Below are 14101 nucleotides of genomic sequence, written 5' to 3' on the forward strand. Positions count from 1 at the left end.
GTCGCCGTCGTGCGTTGGCCACCAGCGCTTGGACTACTTCCCGTTGCCCTTGCTGTTCTCGGACTTCTTGTCGTTCTTGCCCTCGCTTTTCTGGCCTGCGAGGTCCTTGCCCGTGAGGGGCGCCTGCTCAACGGCGGGCGGGTTGGCGGGCGCTGGAACCTGCTCCGGGCGGGTTGCCTCCGAGAGGTCCACCACTTCCGCCTGCACGCTCCCACCTGGCGCAGTCTCCGCAGGGACCGGATCCGCGATTACCGGATCCACGGGCGCGGCCGGGGCGGCAGGACTGCTTGGCTGCGGCTCGGCCTGCGATACGCCGGGATCAGCGGGCTGTGACGGATCGGCAGTGTTGTTGCCGGACGGATTGATCCCCTGCGAGAAAATCAGCAGCGCCAGCGGGATGGTGACGGCGGCTGCTGCGACACCCCTGACCGTCTTGGGCCGGCGCCTGCCGAAGTCAAGGATGCTGGTAACCGTCGCCTGCTTCCGGGTCGACGAACGCAGCGGACGCTTCGGAAGCACGGTCGGAAGCACGGTCGGCAGCAACGCAGTCCTGCGGCCGGACTGGATGCCTTCTTTGGCCAGTGACTGTTCCACATGGTGGGCGCTGGGACGCTTATCGGGATCCATGTCCGTCATGGCTTCCAGGAGCTCCCTCAGCGGGGCGGGCAATTCCATGGGGACCTGTGGCGCGCGATGCAGGCGCGCTGATGCCGTTTCGATGGGCGTCCCCGGGTATTCTGCCTTGCCGGTGAGGCATTCAAGGAGCACCAGGCCCAGAGAGTAGATGTCGCTCGCCGGTGTCAGATGCAAACCCTGGGCTTGTTCGGGACTCAGGTACTGTGCCGTGCCCACGGTGAATCCGGTGGCGGTCAGGCGGTTGTCGTTCATCACCAGCGCCACGCCGAAGTCCGCCAACTTCACCGACTCCCCCAGCGCGTCGTCGTCGGATACCAGAATGTTGGCAGGCTTGATGTCACGGTGGATGACGCCCTGCTTGTGAACCTGGGACAGCGCCCCGGCCAACCGGATCCCTATGCGGGCGGTCTCAGGAACGGTGAGCGGTCCATCCGACAGCACGGCCCGCAGGTCCCGGCCTTCCGCCAGTTCCATGACCAGATAGGCGCGCTCTTCGTCGTTCCTGGTGTCCACGCCGGCATCGAATGCGGCCACGAGCCCTGGATGGTCAAAGGCGGCGAGGAGCCGCATCTCGTTTTCCTGGCGGGCCCGGAATGACTCGTCGCCTGAGCCGGGCAGGAAGATCTTGATGGCCACCTCGCGGCCCAGCAGCAGATCTGTCGCACGGTAGACAGCCGACATGGCGCCACGGCCAAGGACGGGCCCCAGCTGGTAGCGGCCGTCAAGTGTGTCGTCAATGGAATCAGGGACGGGGGAGTCCACAGCCTCGTCAATGGTGCCCACGAATGTCACGTCCTTCAGGCAAACCTGGAGCCCCGGACCCAAACGCTGTCCTTGCGTCACCAAGCAATGCCGTCAATCAAACTTTCACGATGGCCGCGCGGCCGACTGCTTCAGCCACGTGCGGCCCAGGCAAGGAGCCCGAACAGCATCATCCGGTTTCACCAGATAAGTCATCAGGATACTGATTAAGGAGCTGGAAGGACAATGCGGAGTGCTGCGTTACGGCGGGAATCAGGCCTCGCGCACCTGATCCACCGCCGCCCGCAGCGTTCCCGCGGGCACGCCAAGGGACCATTCGGCAACATCGGCGACGAACCGAGTGAACGCTTCATAGTCGAAGGTTCCGGGGTTGTTGACGTAGGAGCCGACACCGTCGATCGCCACCCAGATCCGGATGCAGGCCGCGAAGGGGTCATCCACGACGAAGTCACCGGACGTCACGCCATGCTCAATGAGGGTTGTAAGCCGTGTCCGGTCCAGATATTCCTGGGCCAGCATGGCATCCGCCAACGCTGGCGTGAAGCGGCAGAGGTGCCTCGCATTGAGCCAAAGCCGGGTGAGCTCCAAGGCGCCGCCGCCCTCGATGCGGGAAATCAGGTGGGCCATCCGGGCGAGCGGCGTTCCGCCGTCGGGAAACAACTCTTCCCGCTCTTCCGATACCGCCAGAACAAAGGCTGCGACCACCAGATCCTCGGCAGCGGGGTAGTAGTGGCTGATCAGGCCGGGTCGCACACCCAATCGGTCCGCGACAGCGCGGAGGGTTATCCGCTCGAGCCCCTCACTCAGGGCAATCGACGCGGCCTCGGCGAGGATTTCGGCACGGCGCTCGCCGGGTAATTTTCGAACGCGTTGGGATGTGGGGCTTGACACCATGCTCCTCAGTCTATTGGATTAGTGACCAATAGCACGTTGGTCGCATGACCAATAGCACCAATGGCCCGGTATCCCATCGTCGTGAGCCGGACCTTGCCCGAGAGGAACAGCGTTGTCCCAGCCCCATGTCACCGATCCGGTCAGCTACCCGGAACCCCTTGCCCATCCCGAAACCCGCGGCATCGAACTCATCGAAGCCTCCGAACGGCACGGCCGCGCCGGCGACCTCTTCCCCGTGTGGGCGGCCCCCAACGTCAGCGTCCTGAATTTCACCGTGGGTGCCTCGCTGATCCTGCTCGGCCTGGAACTGTGGCAGGCCCTTCTGGTCATTGTTGCCGGCAGCCTCCCATGGATCCTCACCGGGATCGTGGCCACCAGCGGCCCGGCCGCAGGAACATCCGGCTCCGTCATCACCCGCGCCATTTACGGAATCCGCGGCAACAGGGTTGTCGTCGCCTTCTTCGGCTGGTTCATTTCCGCCGTCTTCCTGGCCCTGAACTGGCTCGCCTCTTCCTTCATGGGCGCTGAACTCCTGGCACAGCTTGGCTTCACGGATCCCGTAGCCGGCCCGGTGATCGTCACCATCGTTGTTGCCGCGGTTACCGTGCTGGTAGCTGTTTTCGGCCACAGCCTGATCCTCCGCAGCTACCCCGTAGTGGCCTCGGTGCTGCTGGCCATCTTCCTGCTGGTCACAGTGTTCGTCCTGCCCCACGTGCAGTGGGGATATGCGGCTCCGGCACCATTGGAAGGAGCACCGCTGTGGTCTGCCGTGACCATTGGGATCGCCATCCTGGCCTCCACCCCGCTTTCCTACACCAACAGCCCGGATCTGGCCCGCTACCTCCCGGAGACCACCAAACGCTCCCACATCATCGCGGCCACGGCCTTTGGCGGCGCGTTGCCCTGCATGTTCTTCACGGCCGTGGGAGCTTTGCTGGCCACCGGCATCAGCCCAGCAGCCATGGACCTCGGCATCGAGTCGGCACTCCTGGCCCTGCTCCCTGCCTGGTTGGGACCAATCTTCGTGGTGGGGGTCATCATCAACACGATCTCGCTCAACGGCATGACCACCTACACCGCCAGCATGGCGTTCCAGTCCATCGGCGTCCCGATCAGGCGCATCCCTTCGGCCATCGTGGTGGGGGCCATCGGCACAGCACTGACCATCTACCTCGTCATGTCCACCAGCCTCCTGGACGCCGTCAACCTGATGCTGCAACTGCTGGTCCTGATCTCCGGCCCCACCATGGCCATCTTCGCCGTGGACGTCATCCTTCGCCGCAATCGATACAAAGGTGAAGACCTTTTCAACGAGAAACCGGGCGGCCCGTTCTGGTACAGCCGTGGCTGGCATATCCCCGGCTTGCTCGCGGTGGTCCTCGGCGCCACCGTGGCCTCGCTCTTCCTCACCAACGCCGTATGGACCGGACCCGTCTCGGCAGCCATGGGCTTCCTGGATCTCTCCGTACCCGTTTCCATGATCGTCACCGCCGGCGCGTACGTCGCCTTGACCCCTTCCCTGCGCCGCAGTACCACCACACCATCCGTCATCCAAGGAGCGCACGCATGACCGCCCCCACCGGCCACCACCCTGACCGCTATCCCGGCGCCACCGGCCAGCCGACGCTGGACACCTGGCAGGAAGGACCGCACAACCGTTGGACGTTCGCGCACCTTGGCGAGATAGTCCCGACGGCGGTAGTTGCCCGCCGCCGTCGGGACAACCGCGTTGCGGCTGCTGACAGCCTGGACGGCCTGGGGCTCCCGGGCCTGAAGCGCCGGCTCGAAGAGACCTATACCGATGCCTTTCTGGTCCTGCATCACAACCAGGTCATCGGAGAGTACTACCGCCCCGGCTTCGCACCGGATGACCTGCACCTGGTGATGAGCGTATCCAAGTCCATGTGTGGCCTGGTGGTAGGGGCCCTGATCGATTCGGGAGAGATTGTCCCGTCCGCCCGCGTGGTGGACTACGTTCCAGAGCTGGCCGGCTCCGCCTACGACGGGCCCACCATCCAGCACGTGCTGGATATGGCCATTCACCTCAATTACAGCGAGGACTATGTGGACCCAGCGTCCGAGGTTCAAACCCATGACCGCTCCGCAGGGTGGCGCACCCGTCGTCCCGAGGATCCCCAGGACACCTACGCGTTCCTGACCACGCTCACCGGCAACGGCACAGTGTCCGAATTCCAGTACTGCTCGGCCAACACCGATGTTCTTGCCTGGATCATCGAACGCGTCACAGGGCTGCGCTACTCCGAGGCGCTGTCCACGTATCTGTGGTCCAAACTCGACGCCGACCGGGATGCCACCATCACCGTGGATTCCGCCGGCTTCGGCTTCGCGAACGGTGGGGTCTCCTGCACCGCCCGGGACCTCGCCCGGGTTGGGCAGTTAATGCTCGACGACGGCAAAGGTCCCCTTGGCAGGGTGGTTTCCCCGGAATGGGTGGGGAGCATCCTCAACGGCGGGGACCGTGAAGCCATGGCAGACTCCTCTTTCACAGCCATCCACCCGCAGGGCTCCTACACCCGTCAGTGGTGGTGCACGGGCAACGGGAGAGGCAACGTCACCGGCATCGGCATCTACGGTCAGTACCTCTGGATAGACCCCGCCACCGATACCGTGATCGTGAAGATGTCCACCTGGCCTGAGCCCGAAAGCGAGCACCTCCACCAACTCCAAAACCAGTTGCTCCTGGACGTGAGCCATTCCCTGGACAGCCGGATTGCGGCAGCAGCAGCCGCCACGGACGAAGCAGCAGCCGAAACAGCACCCGAAAGCAAGGACAACGCAGCGTGACCACCCAGCTCTACACCAACGCCCGCATCTTCACCTCCGACACCCGCCGCTGGGCCGAGGCCATCCTCGTCCAGGGCGGGCGCATCCTGTACGTCGGCGACACCGATACCGCCGAACGCCTTTGCCCGGACGCCGAACTGGTGGACCTTGGAGGCCGCCTGGTGGTCCCCGGATTCGTGGACGGTCACGCGCACGTCGTAGGTACTGGAGAAGCCCTGGGACAGGTCAGCCTGTGGGGAGCCAAATCCGTGGAGGACATCCAGCAACGCATCAAGGCAAGGGCCACAGAACGCCCGGACGTTGACCGGATCCTGGCCACCGGCTGGCTGCACGGCGCCATTCCGGGCGGCGTGCCGGACGCGGCGATGCTGGACGCCGTAGTTCGAGACAAGCCCGTGTACGCCTTCGCCTACGACTTCCACTCCGTGTGGGTCAACACTGCGGCGCTGGCTGAACTCGGCATTGACCACCACACCGAGAACCCGCACGGCGGCACCATCAAGCGCGATTCCCGCGGGAACGCCACCGGCTACATCGACGAGAACGCCTTCTACGACATCGTGCTCCCCTACCTCGATGCCCAGGTCAGCGAAAACGAACACGAGGCCAGCATCGCCGCAGTCCAGCAGGCCTACCGCGAAACAGGCGTGACTACCGCCTGCGACATGGGCTTCAACGAGACCGACCTTGAGGCCTTTAAGCGTGCGGACAAAGACGGCACCCTGACCAGCCGGCTCATCGCCTACTGGAGGGTGAACAACGCGGGATCGGCCGAGGAGAACATCGCCCAGGTCCAGCGGGCGGCCGCGCTCGCCGTCGAGCATGAATCTCCTTTCCTGAGCGTGGTGGGCATCAAGGTGATCATCGACGGCACCATCGATGGCTGCACTGCCACCCTCGGGATGCCCTACGCCGATGGTTCGAATGCGGAACCGATCTGGAGCCTTGCAGAACTCGCGCCTGTGGTTGCCGCGGCAGACGCTGCCGGTTTGAAAGTTGCCATGCACGCGATCGGCGATGAATCCGTGCGGATCGCCATCGGCGCCGTGGAACACGCAGTGGCGGAGAACGGCCCCCGCGAACGCCGTCACCGCATTGAGCATCTGGAGTTGGTGGACAGGGCCGACGTCGATCGCCTCGCCGCACTGGGTATTACCGCGAGCATGCAACCGGTCCATGCTGATCCCGCCATCAGCGAAAACTGGTGCGCCAAGCTGGGCGATGACCGCGTGGAACGCGGCTTCCCATGGCCTTGGATCACCGCTGCCGGCGCCCGGCTGGCTTTTGGCACGGACTCGCCCACCTCCCCGCACGCGCCGCTGCCCAACATGTACGTGGCCACCACGCGGGCCTCAGCCTTGGATGCCACGGCCGGAACCAACGTCCCGGACTTCGCCCTGCCACTGGCCGAATCGATCGAACACGCCACCCGTGATTCGGCCTGGACGTGCGGGGCGGAACACAACATCGGCCGCCTGGCTGCTGGGTTGTACGCGGACTTCGTGGTCCTGGACACCGACGTTTTCACTGCAGAAGCCCCGCGTGCGCTCCTGGACGCAAAGGTCCTGCGGACAGTTGTGGGCGGGCGCACGGTTTACGAACAGGACCCATCACTCGCCTGAAACCACCGCGCCGATCCAGAACGCCCGCTGCTCCGAATCACTGGCAAAGACCAGGAGCAGCGGGTGACCACGGAAGTTCAACAGGAAGCGTCCCTACCGGGCAGCGCAGTTTTTAGGCGGGAGGTGATTCCCACCCAACTGGGTCCGTGCGCTGTACGCGTTCAGGAAGCCCCGAGGAGGCGTGACCACATCGCCGACGTCTACCTCCACGGCGCCGCGGGATCGTGGACGACCTTCCAACCACTGCTCCCCGGCTCCCCTGAACGCGACCAAATCCTCCTGGACCTGCCCGGCTGGGGTGACTCCACCGTAAGTGCGCGGCTGGAGTCCGCTACCGTCGAGGCCATGGCGGGTGCCGTGGTCGAGGTTCTGGACAGCCTCGGTTACCGCACGTGGAACCTGGTGGGCCACTCCATGGGTGGCGTCATTGCCTTGCATCTTGCTGCGGCGTGGCCTGAACAAACACGCAGCGTTGCGGCTATATCGCCCACGGCCTTCGGCGTTGCCCACTCTGTCCGGCATCCGTGGCGCGGGCTCGCGACGCTGCCGTGGTTTGTCGGGATGCTCCTGCTCATGCGTGCCATGGCAGCCCCGGGCGCCTGGGGCCTGCCCCTGATCCGAGGTGTCGGCGCCACTCCACTGATGCGGCTGCTGTTGTCGCCCCTCTTCGCGGACCCTGCGGCCATTCCGGCGGACGTCATCCGCGGGTTGGGACGCAACGCCCGCCCACGGGCCTTCTGCGCAGCAACGCGGGCCGTGGCGCAGTACGACTTTGCCCAGTGGAACGGCATCAGGTGTCCCATCCTTGCAATCCGCGGGGACAGCGATGCGTTCACTCCCCCATCCGATCTTGATCAGCTGGCCTCCGCTGGGCCGCATGTCAGGACCATGACAGTGCCGAACTGCGGCCACTTCGCGATTGCCGAGCAACCCACCCTCGTCACGGAACTGCTGGACGAACTGCGGCACCGCTGAACGCCCGACGGCGACCTCCCGCCGTCGTGCGCTTCCTTACGTGACGTACGGAACTGCGGTCCCGCAGGTACGCAGGGCACAATGGAAGGCATGACCCTCACAACTTTCGCCCTCGTCCGCCATGGCCAGACCGACTGGAACGCGGAGCGCCGGTTGCAAGGGTCCACTGATATTCCGCTGAACGACGTCGGTCGCGGCCAGGCGCGCGAAGCCGTCGCCTTCCTGTCGGACCAGCCGTGGGACGCCGTAGTGTCCTCGCCGTTGGGCCGTGCCGCCGAAACTGCGGAGATCATCGCCGAAGGGCTTGGCTTGAAGGTTGCCCGGCTGGTTCCTGAGCTCACCGAGCGCAGCTTTGGACCCGCCGAAGGATTACAGGCCGGCCCGGAACTGGAGGCCCTGCGCATCCCGGGCGGTTTCCGCGGCGGCGAAAGCGATGAAGCCGCAGCCGATCGAGGAATCGCAGCGTTGGAAGAATTGGCTCAAGAATTCGCCGGCAAGCGCGTCCTCGTGGTCGCGCACGGCACGTTGATCCGGCTGACCCTCAGCCGCGCCATCGGCCGCACCTTGGACAGCGTCCAGAACGCGGTGCTGAATCTGGCCCATCACCACGTGACCGACGGCTGGCAGCTGGCGTACTTCAACGGCGAGCGCGTCACCGCCGACGTCGAGGCCTGATTTCGCGTTTTGTCCAAGGAAAAGCGGCCGCCGGTGTTGGCGACCGCCTTCGCCCTCCCGACGGCTGAACCCTCGGCGGCGGGCAGCTTAGTAGTTGTAGCCGAAGCTGCCGATGTACATCCGCTGGTACTTGTTCCAGTGGCACGGAGTAACCGCAGTTACCGAACCCCCATAAGCCTGGATCGCTGCACGGAGTTCTGCTGAACACGCAGCGTTGGTGGCCCTGACCACTTGGTAGGTGTTGTAGTCAGCATGGGCTGGCGCGGCCATCACCAGCGCCCCTGCACTGAGAGAAATTCCCGCCACTGCTGTTGCCAGGACCGTATTGAGCTTTTTCATCGTTACCCCCTGTTGGATTACCTTGCCCCCCACATTAGGGGCGCCTTCGATGCGACGGGAATGGGCAGAAGTCCCCTGCCAGCCGCTCAGCGCGGCTTCCAACCAGCGGTCACAAGCTGGACATTCCGGTCCTGGGAGGGATTGCCGTGATCACGGCGCCAATAGCAGACCGACTAGTCGGTCTGCTATTGTTTTTCCATGTCCATGAGGGAACAGATTCTTGCCACAGCCCGTCAGCTGGCCATCAGCACCGGGTCCGTACCCTCGATGGATGCTGTGGCAGCCGCGGCGAAGGTGTCAAAGGGTGGCTTTACGCATCACTTCAGAACCAAGGCTGCATTGCTCGAAGGCTTGGCAGTCCAGGCCATCGAATCCTTGGATGAGGCCCTCAACGCGGCCGTCACCAGGGGGAACGTGGTTGAGACGTGGCTGCGCATCTCGATGTCACAAGATGACGCGGATCTCTACAGGGCGCTACTCGTGTCCTTCACGGACCTGGGAGAGAACGCAGACGGGCTGTTGAGCCTTTCAGCGGAGGCATCAAAGCGCTGGGAGCAACTCCTGGCAGCCGAGCTCGGAGACCCCGTGGCAGCGTCGATCGTTCGACTCCTTGGAGATGGCATGGTGATGAACTCCCTGACGAGGGAGGCTCTTCCCCCGGTCGAGAACATCCTGACGTGGCTGGAGCCACGAAGCAACGCCGAATGACCGCCGGCCTGCTGTGGGCGATCCTTGGTCTCGGCTTTGCGGACAGCCTCAATCCGGCGACAATCGTGACCATAACCCTCATCCTGCTCACGGTCCGCAAGCACCCGGTGACCTCGGCATTGTCGTTTGTCGTGGGCGCCTTGAGCACCGTGTTCATTCTGGGTACAGTGATCTTCCTCGGCGCCGGAGCAGCAGCAGACACCGTCAGTGACGGACTTGTCTGGCTCCGGAGAATCGTCTTCCTTGTGGCTGCCGTAACACTGTTCATCACCGGCTACCGGCGCCTCAAGGATCGCCCTCGAAAGGGCATCGGCTTGCCATCCTGGTTCGGGATAGGCACAGCATTTCCGTTCGGTGTACTGGTCACCGGCGCCGATCTTCCCAACGCGTTCCCCTACTTCATTGCCATTGAACGGATGGTGGACGCAGATACATCCATGGGAACGGGCCTGCTTGTCCTCGCCGGATACGCGCTCATCTATTGCGTGCCATGCCTGATTCTGCTTGCCCTCGGCATCGCTCACGGCGACAAGGTCCGCGAAAAACTTCAAAAGGTCTACGACCGATTCGCCACGGGCACCACCCAACGATCGGTTGCTGCAGCAGTGCTCTATCTTCTCTTGGGGGTCGGCGTCCTCGCGATCGCCCTCTGGCCTTAACGGGCGGGCATAGACCCGCCGGCTACCGTGCTTCCAGCCGCGCCTTCAGCTGTTCAGCGTAATCCGTATAGGCGGCAGCAATCTCTTCCAGGTCCACTGTTTGGGGGAAGTCGATCACCGGCTGGTGCTCGGCCAGGTACGACGTGGTTTCTTCAACAACGAGCTGCTCGTCGAATCCGCCAAGGCCAGCCTCGGCAAGGAACTCCGGGTTGGTGTGGACCAGGGATTCCCCGGTTTGGCCTTCCGAGGCCCAGCGCACCAAGTATTCGTTCTGATTGACCAGTTCAATATCGAATGACTTCTCCATGCCAGCAGCCTAACGCCGGGCGCGCCGTTCGCCGTTACGTGGCCGGTGCCGATCGTGCGCCCATGCGCTCCAGCAGCGCCCCAGCCGGCAGCCCCAGAAGGGCGGACGCCAGGCTCCCCATGAGATCCAGCACGTACTCACTGCCGGCACTTCCGGCCAGCACATCCATCACCAGCCCGTCTTCCTGGGCAACCAGGGTCCTGGCGATCTTGGCCGGGTCCAGAAGGGGAGAGAACTCGCCGGAGCGGGTTCCGGCGTCGATGATGTCGCGGTAGATCTGCTCTTGGGCGCTGGTGAGCTCGTCCTGGATGCGCCGCTGCTCGGGGTCACGGAGCATGTGGGGCCAGTATTCGTAAAGGATCCGGGAGACGTCATCGTCCAGTCCGGCAGTAGTGCCCGCGCTCATGACGGCGGCGAGCCGCGCCGTCGGGCTCATGTCAGGGTCAACGGATTCGGCGAGTTTCTCAAGAAACCTGCTGGAGGAAGCGCGCACGGCTGCAGCGATGATCTCGGCATGGCTGCCGAAACTCCGGGACCAGGAAGGTTCGGCGGCGCCCACTTCCAGTCGCCGGACTGGAGCGAGGATTCACCCGGTGCGCGGCAGGGCACCGGAACGGCCTGACCGCCCGCCCAAGGCAAGCAGCGTTCGACGGCGGGCTGCCGCCGTCGAACGCGCCTCCTCCTAGAGAAGATCAGGTTACTTACTTCTATAATGGCATTGTGATGGCATCACTGTGGTTCGGATTGATTGCCTCCAGCGCCTTGGTGATAGGCGCGCTCATCGGTGTGCGTTTCGAGTTGCCGAAGCGGCTCCTCGCCATCCTGCTGTCCTTCGCGGCCGGCTCACTCATTACCGCGCTGGCGTTCGAACTGTTCGAGGACGCCTACCAGCAAGGCGGAATTGTGCGTGCGGCCGTGGGGCTCCTTGCCGGGGCCATAGTGTTTACCGCGCTCAGCGCCTTCCTGGATCGCCTGGCCCAACCCGGCCGCACATCGAAATCCAAGCCCGCAGACGAAGTGCAGGGCAGCCCGAAGCTGGACACCGACGCCGCCGCGTCGGATAGGGCAGCCACGTCAGCCTCCACACGCGGGGCTGCCGGAATGGCGTTGCTGGCCGCAGTGACCCTGGACGGCGTACCGGAAAACGTGGCGTTGGGCATCTCCCTGGAAGAAGGATCCGGCGGCCTGGCACTACTGGCGGCCATCTTTGTGTCCAACTTCCCCGAGGCCCTGGTGGGGGCCTCGTCCATGCGCAGCCAGGGGCGCAAGGCCGGGTCGATCATGCTGCTCTGGAGTGTGTGCGCCGTGCTGCTGGTGGCAGCCGTGGTCCTTGGCGCCGGCCCCCTGTCCTCCGCCGAACCCGCCACCATCTCCCTGCCGTTGGCGTTCGCCGCCGGCGCGGTGATCGCGTCGCTGGCGGACACCCTCATGCCCGAGGCCTACGAGCATGGCGGCCCCGCAGTGGCACTGAGCACGGCAGCGGGCTTCGTCCTTTCGTTCACCCTCTCACTCGTGTGAGCGGTGAGCGACCGGACTGCTGGACGACGGCCGACTGGGCGCCCGACGCAAGAAGCGCGCTACGCAAGAAGCGCGCTACGCAAGAAGCGCACGACGGCGGCAGTCCGGCGTCGTGCGCTACTTGTTGTCTTGCTGGTGCAGCGGCTGCTAGACCTCCGGGCGACGCTCTACAACCGTTTCAGGGGCGGCGCGTCGCTCGACCACTGTTTCAGGGGCGGTGCGGCGCTCGACGACCGTCCGGCGGGTCCTGTTGGACATGGCGATGGAGATGATGAGGCCAATGACGCCGACCACCATCAGGATGTAGCCCACCAGGACTTGGTCCAGGAAGGGAATGAGTCCCGGGGCGAGCGCGAAGGCCAAAATAGCGCCGATGGCAATCAGGGCAATGGAAGAACCAATTCTCATAGCGTGCTCCTCGTGTCCGTTCGGCGCGTGGTCAGGGATCGTCGGCCGAATCTATACAGTCAGCATACTTATGAACCACGGCTCCCACCAGCCATACGAAGCCCTCCGACGGGCCCTGCATCAGTGGCCGTACCGTGCGGCCACCCGGGCGATGGCGTCCTCGGGAGTCGGCGCGGGCCCGAACACCTGCTCCTGGCGGGTGGTGTCCGCAACATATTTGCCGGTCTCGAACCACGCCACCATGCTGGCCATGTCTCCTACCAGCGGAAGGACTTTCGAGGTCACCTTGCCGAGCCCGGCAATGGCACCCGCGGGAATGGACATCACCTTGATCTGCTTGCCTGCCCGCTGGCCGGCAATGTCCGCAGCGTCCTGAATGCTGACGGGGCGGCTCCAGCCAACATCAATGTGCTCCCCCTCAACAATGTCCGCGTCAACAGCCTCCGCGAGGTACCGTGCCACATCGCTGGCCAGGACAAAAGTGAGCCTGGCGTCCTTGGAGCCAAGCCATACAAAGCGGCCCTTGGCGAAGGGGTCGCCGCCCATGCCCACCGCCTGGTCAAAGAAAGCACCCGGGCGGAGAGCCACAAAGGGAACGCCGAGCTCCCGGAACTTGTCCTCAGCCAGCTTCTTGTTCCAAAAATGCGGGATCTGTGGCGTTTGGTCGCTGGTGACGATGCTGATCAGCACGAAGCGGGGCACGCCGGCATACTTGGCGGCGACGGCCAGGTTGCTGTTGCCAAAGGTGTCGATGGCCTGGGCGTTCTTGTCATTTCGCGTATAGCCGGCGGCTGTCGAGACAACCGCCGAAACGCCCGTCATCGCGGCGATCAAGGAGGCGGCGTCCAGCATGTCCCCGCGGATGATCTCAACTCCCTTGGCCTCGACCTTGGCGGCGTTGGATTTGGGCCTTACCAAGGCCCGGACGTTCTTGCCGAGCTTCAGGAGCTCATCCACCACTTGGCCACCAAGGAATCCCGTGGCACCAATAACAAGGACAGGAAGGTCTTCGGCCACGATTTCTCCTTTGGTTTTGCTCCTAGGGTCAGTGGTAGCACGAGCGCGGGACGGCGGCCAGCCCCCGATTCACCCCGCCTCGGACCTCGCTGATAGCGAGAGTGCACTGAAAGTGCAGTATGCTGCACTTATGGATGACAGCACCACCACCCTCTCCCTGGCCATCGGCACCCGGGTCAAGCAGGAACGCCAAGCCCGCGGATGGACCTTGGACCACCTGGCCGAGGCTGCAGGCGTGAGCCGCCGGATGATCGTCAACGTGGAGCAAGGAGCCGCGAACCCCAGCATCGGAACACTGCTGCGGATCAGCGACGCCCTGGGAGTTGGGCTCCCGGCCCTGGTGGAGTCCCCGCGCCCCAAGCCCGTCAAGATCACCCGCAGCGGCGAAGGCGCAACACTCTGGAGCAGCGGACAGGGCGGCCAGGGAATCCTGGTGGCCGGGACCGACTCACCGGACGTAGTGGAACTCTGGGACTGGACCCTGGGCCCCGGCGACAGCCATGCCAGCGAGGCCCACACGGCGGGCACCAAGGAACTCCTGCAGGTTCAAGCCGGTGCGGTGACGGTAGATGCCGGGGAGCACTCAGTAACCCTCGAAGGTGGTGATGCCATGACCTTCCCAGGCGACATCGCCCACTCCTACGCCAACCTTGGCGCTACGCCGGCCCGATTCATCCTTGCTGTTTTTGAGCCTGGCGTGGGCTCAGGGCATCGGCAGGACACGGATCCCAGCGGCATGGGAATCAACAAGTGAGCGCCCGCAAAGGCGGCCCCAT

The 14101-nt window shown here is 64.4% G+C and carries 16 protein-coding genes; 9 read left to right on the plus strand and 7 right to left on the minus strand.

All coding sequences use genetic code 11. The annotated features are described in order from the left end of the window. Window positions 1–33: 33 nt before the first annotated feature. A complete protein-coding gene (locus AYX22_RS21030; protein WP_207595402.1) occupies window positions 34–1419 on the minus strand; it encodes a serine/threonine-protein kinase in 1386 nt (461 codons plus the stop codon). 231 nt (window positions 1420–1650) lie between these two features. Continuing rightward, on the minus strand, window positions 1651–2292 hold the full coding sequence (locus tag AYX22_RS21035; RefSeq protein ID WP_207595403.1) for a TetR family transcriptional regulator: 642 nt from the start codon (window positions 2290–2292) through the stop codon (window positions 1651–1653). Window positions 2293–2404: 112 nt separating this feature from the next. Between AYX22_RS21035 and AYX22_RS21040 the strand changes: the two genes are divergently transcribed. From AYX22_RS21040 to AYX22_RS21060, 5 genes are all read left to right on the plus strand, one after another. Beyond that, a complete protein-coding gene (locus AYX22_RS21040; protein WP_207595404.1) occupies window positions 2405–3862 on the plus strand; it encodes a cytosine permease in 1458 nt (485 codons plus the stop codon). Further along, the gene (locus AYX22_RS21045) at window positions 3859–5097 is read left to right on the plus strand and encodes a serine hydrolase (RefSeq protein ID WP_207595405.1); all 1239 of its coding nucleotides are present in this window, start codon (window positions 3859–3861) and stop codon (window positions 5095–5097) included. Before AYX22_RS21040 ends, AYX22_RS21045 begins: the two co-directional genes overlap by 4 nt. Continuing rightward, complete coding sequence (locus tag AYX22_RS21050) at window positions 5094–6719, plus strand: amidohydrolase (protein WP_207595406.1); 1626 nt, start codon at window positions 5094–5096, stop codon at window positions 6717–6719. Before AYX22_RS21045 ends, AYX22_RS21050 begins: the two co-directional genes overlap by 4 nt. A 123-nt stretch (window positions 6720–6842) precedes the next feature. Beyond that, window positions 6843–7694 carry an alpha/beta hydrolase gene (locus tag AYX22_RS21055; protein WP_242703435.1) on the plus strand — a complete coding sequence of 284 codons (852 nt, stop codon included), beginning with the start codon at window positions 6843–6845 and terminating at the stop codon, window positions 7692–7694. A gap of 81 nt (window positions 7695–7775) precedes the next feature. Beyond that, window positions 7776–8369 carry a histidine phosphatase family protein gene (locus AYX22_RS21060; protein WP_207595408.1) on the plus strand — a complete coding sequence of 198 codons (594 nt, stop codon included), beginning with the start codon at window positions 7776–7778 and terminating at the stop codon, window positions 8367–8369. Window positions 8370–8456: 87 nt separating this feature from the next. Here AYX22_RS21060 and AYX22_RS21065 read toward each other — a convergent pair whose 3' ends face one another. Further along, the gene (locus tag AYX22_RS21065; protein WP_207595409.1) at window positions 8457–8708 is read right to left on the minus strand and encodes a hypothetical protein; all 252 of its coding nucleotides are present in this window, start codon (window positions 8706–8708) and stop codon (window positions 8457–8459) included. Window positions 8709–8906: 198 nt separating this feature from the next. Between AYX22_RS21065 and AYX22_RS21070 the strand changes: the two genes are divergently transcribed. Together AYX22_RS21070 and AYX22_RS21075 are read left to right on the plus strand one after the other, a co-directional pair. After that, window positions 8907–9416, plus strand: coding sequence for a TetR/AcrR family transcriptional regulator (locus tag AYX22_RS21070; protein WP_207595410.1), 510 nt, complete (start codon window positions 8907–8909; stop codon window positions 9414–9416). Continuing rightward, a complete protein-coding gene (locus AYX22_RS21075; RefSeq protein ID WP_207595411.1) occupies window positions 9413–10075 on the plus strand; it encodes a GAP family protein in 663 nt (220 codons plus the stop codon). Before AYX22_RS21070 ends, AYX22_RS21075 begins: the two co-directional genes overlap by 4 nt. Before the next feature lie 22 nt (window positions 10076–10097). Here AYX22_RS21075 and AYX22_RS21080 read toward each other — a convergent pair whose 3' ends face one another. Both AYX22_RS21080 and AYX22_RS21085 read right to left on the minus strand, forming a co-directional pair. Next, window positions 10098–10382 (minus strand): hypothetical protein, encoded by a 285-nt coding sequence (locus tag AYX22_RS21080; RefSeq protein ID WP_207595412.1) that lies wholly within the window; start codon window positions 10380–10382, stop codon window positions 10098–10100. Window positions 10383–10416: 34 nt separating this feature from the next. After that, on the minus strand, window positions 10417–10941 hold the full coding sequence (locus AYX22_RS21085; protein WP_242703436.1) for a TetR family transcriptional regulator C-terminal domain-containing protein: 525 nt from the start codon (window positions 10939–10941) through the stop codon (window positions 10417–10419). Window positions 10942–11102: 161 nt separating this feature from the next. Between AYX22_RS21085 and AYX22_RS21090 the strand changes: the two genes are divergently transcribed. Then, window positions 11103–11900, plus strand: a complete 798-nt coding sequence (locus AYX22_RS21090) for a ZIP family metal transporter (protein ID WP_089596784.1) — start codon at window positions 11103–11105, stop codon at window positions 11898–11900. A 147-nt stretch (window positions 11901–12047) separates the two neighbouring features. Here AYX22_RS21090 and AYX22_RS21095 read toward each other — a convergent pair whose 3' ends face one another. Together AYX22_RS21095 and AYX22_RS21100 are read right to left on the minus strand one after the other, a co-directional pair. Further along, window positions 12048–12308 (minus strand): DUF6458 family protein, encoded by a 261-nt coding sequence (locus AYX22_RS21095; protein WP_089596786.1) that lies wholly within the window; start codon window positions 12306–12308, stop codon window positions 12048–12050. Window positions 12309–12428: 120 nt separating this feature from the next. Continuing rightward, on the minus strand, window positions 12429–13325 hold the full coding sequence (locus AYX22_RS21100) for an SDR family oxidoreductase (RefSeq protein ID WP_207595413.1): 897 nt from the start codon (window positions 13323–13325) through the stop codon (window positions 12429–12431). A gap of 130 nt (window positions 13326–13455) precedes the next feature. On the opposite strand from AYX22_RS21100, the gene AYX22_RS21105 reads away from it, so the two are divergent. After that, on the plus strand, window positions 13456–14079 hold the full coding sequence (locus AYX22_RS21105) for an XRE family transcriptional regulator (protein ID WP_207595414.1): 624 nt from the start codon (window positions 13456–13458) through the stop codon (window positions 14077–14079). Window positions 14080–14101: the final 22 nt, after the last annotated feature.

This window comes from Arthrobacter sp. D5-1 (assembly GCF_017357425.1).
Lineage (GTDB): Bacteria > Actinomycetota > Actinomycetes > Actinomycetales > Micrococcaceae > Arthrobacter.

What these genes read in the sequence shown, in the direction of transcription:
- AYX22_RS21105 (WP_207595414.1), top strand. Translation starts at nt 13,456, where the DNA reads ATGGATGACAGCACCACCACCCTCTCCCTGGCCATCGGCACCCGGGTC.
- AYX22_RS21075 (WP_207595411.1), top strand. Translation starts at nt 9,413, where the DNA reads ATGACCGCCGGCCTGCTGTGGGCGATCCTTGGTCTCGGCTTTGCGGAC.
- AYX22_RS21080 (WP_207595412.1), bottom strand. Translation starts at nt 10,382, where the DNA reads ATGGAGAAGTCATTCGATATTGAACTGGTCAATCAGAACGAATACTTG.
- AYX22_RS21045 (WP_207595405.1), top strand. Translation starts at nt 3,859, where the DNA reads ATGACCGCCCCCACCGGCCACCACCCTGACCGCTATCCCGGCGCCACC.
- AYX22_RS21060 (WP_207595408.1), top strand. Translation starts at nt 7,776, where the DNA reads ATGGAAGGCATGACCCTCACAACTTTCGCCCTCGTCCGCCATGGCCAG.
- AYX22_RS21065 (WP_207595409.1), bottom strand. Translation starts at nt 8,708, where the DNA reads ATGAAAAAGCTCAATACGGTCCTGGCAACAGCAGTGGCGGGAATTTCT.
- AYX22_RS21095 (WP_089596786.1), bottom strand. Translation starts at nt 12,308, where the DNA reads ATGAGAATTGGTTCTTCCATTGCCCTGATTGCCATCGGCGCTATTTTG.
- AYX22_RS21070 (WP_207595410.1), top strand. Translation starts at nt 8,907, where the DNA reads ATGTCCATGAGGGAACAGATTCTTGCCACAGCCCGTCAGCTGGCCATC.
- AYX22_RS21035 (WP_207595403.1), bottom strand. Translation starts at nt 2,292, where the DNA reads ATGGTGTCAAGCCCCACATCCCAACGCGTTCGAAAATTACCCGGCGAG.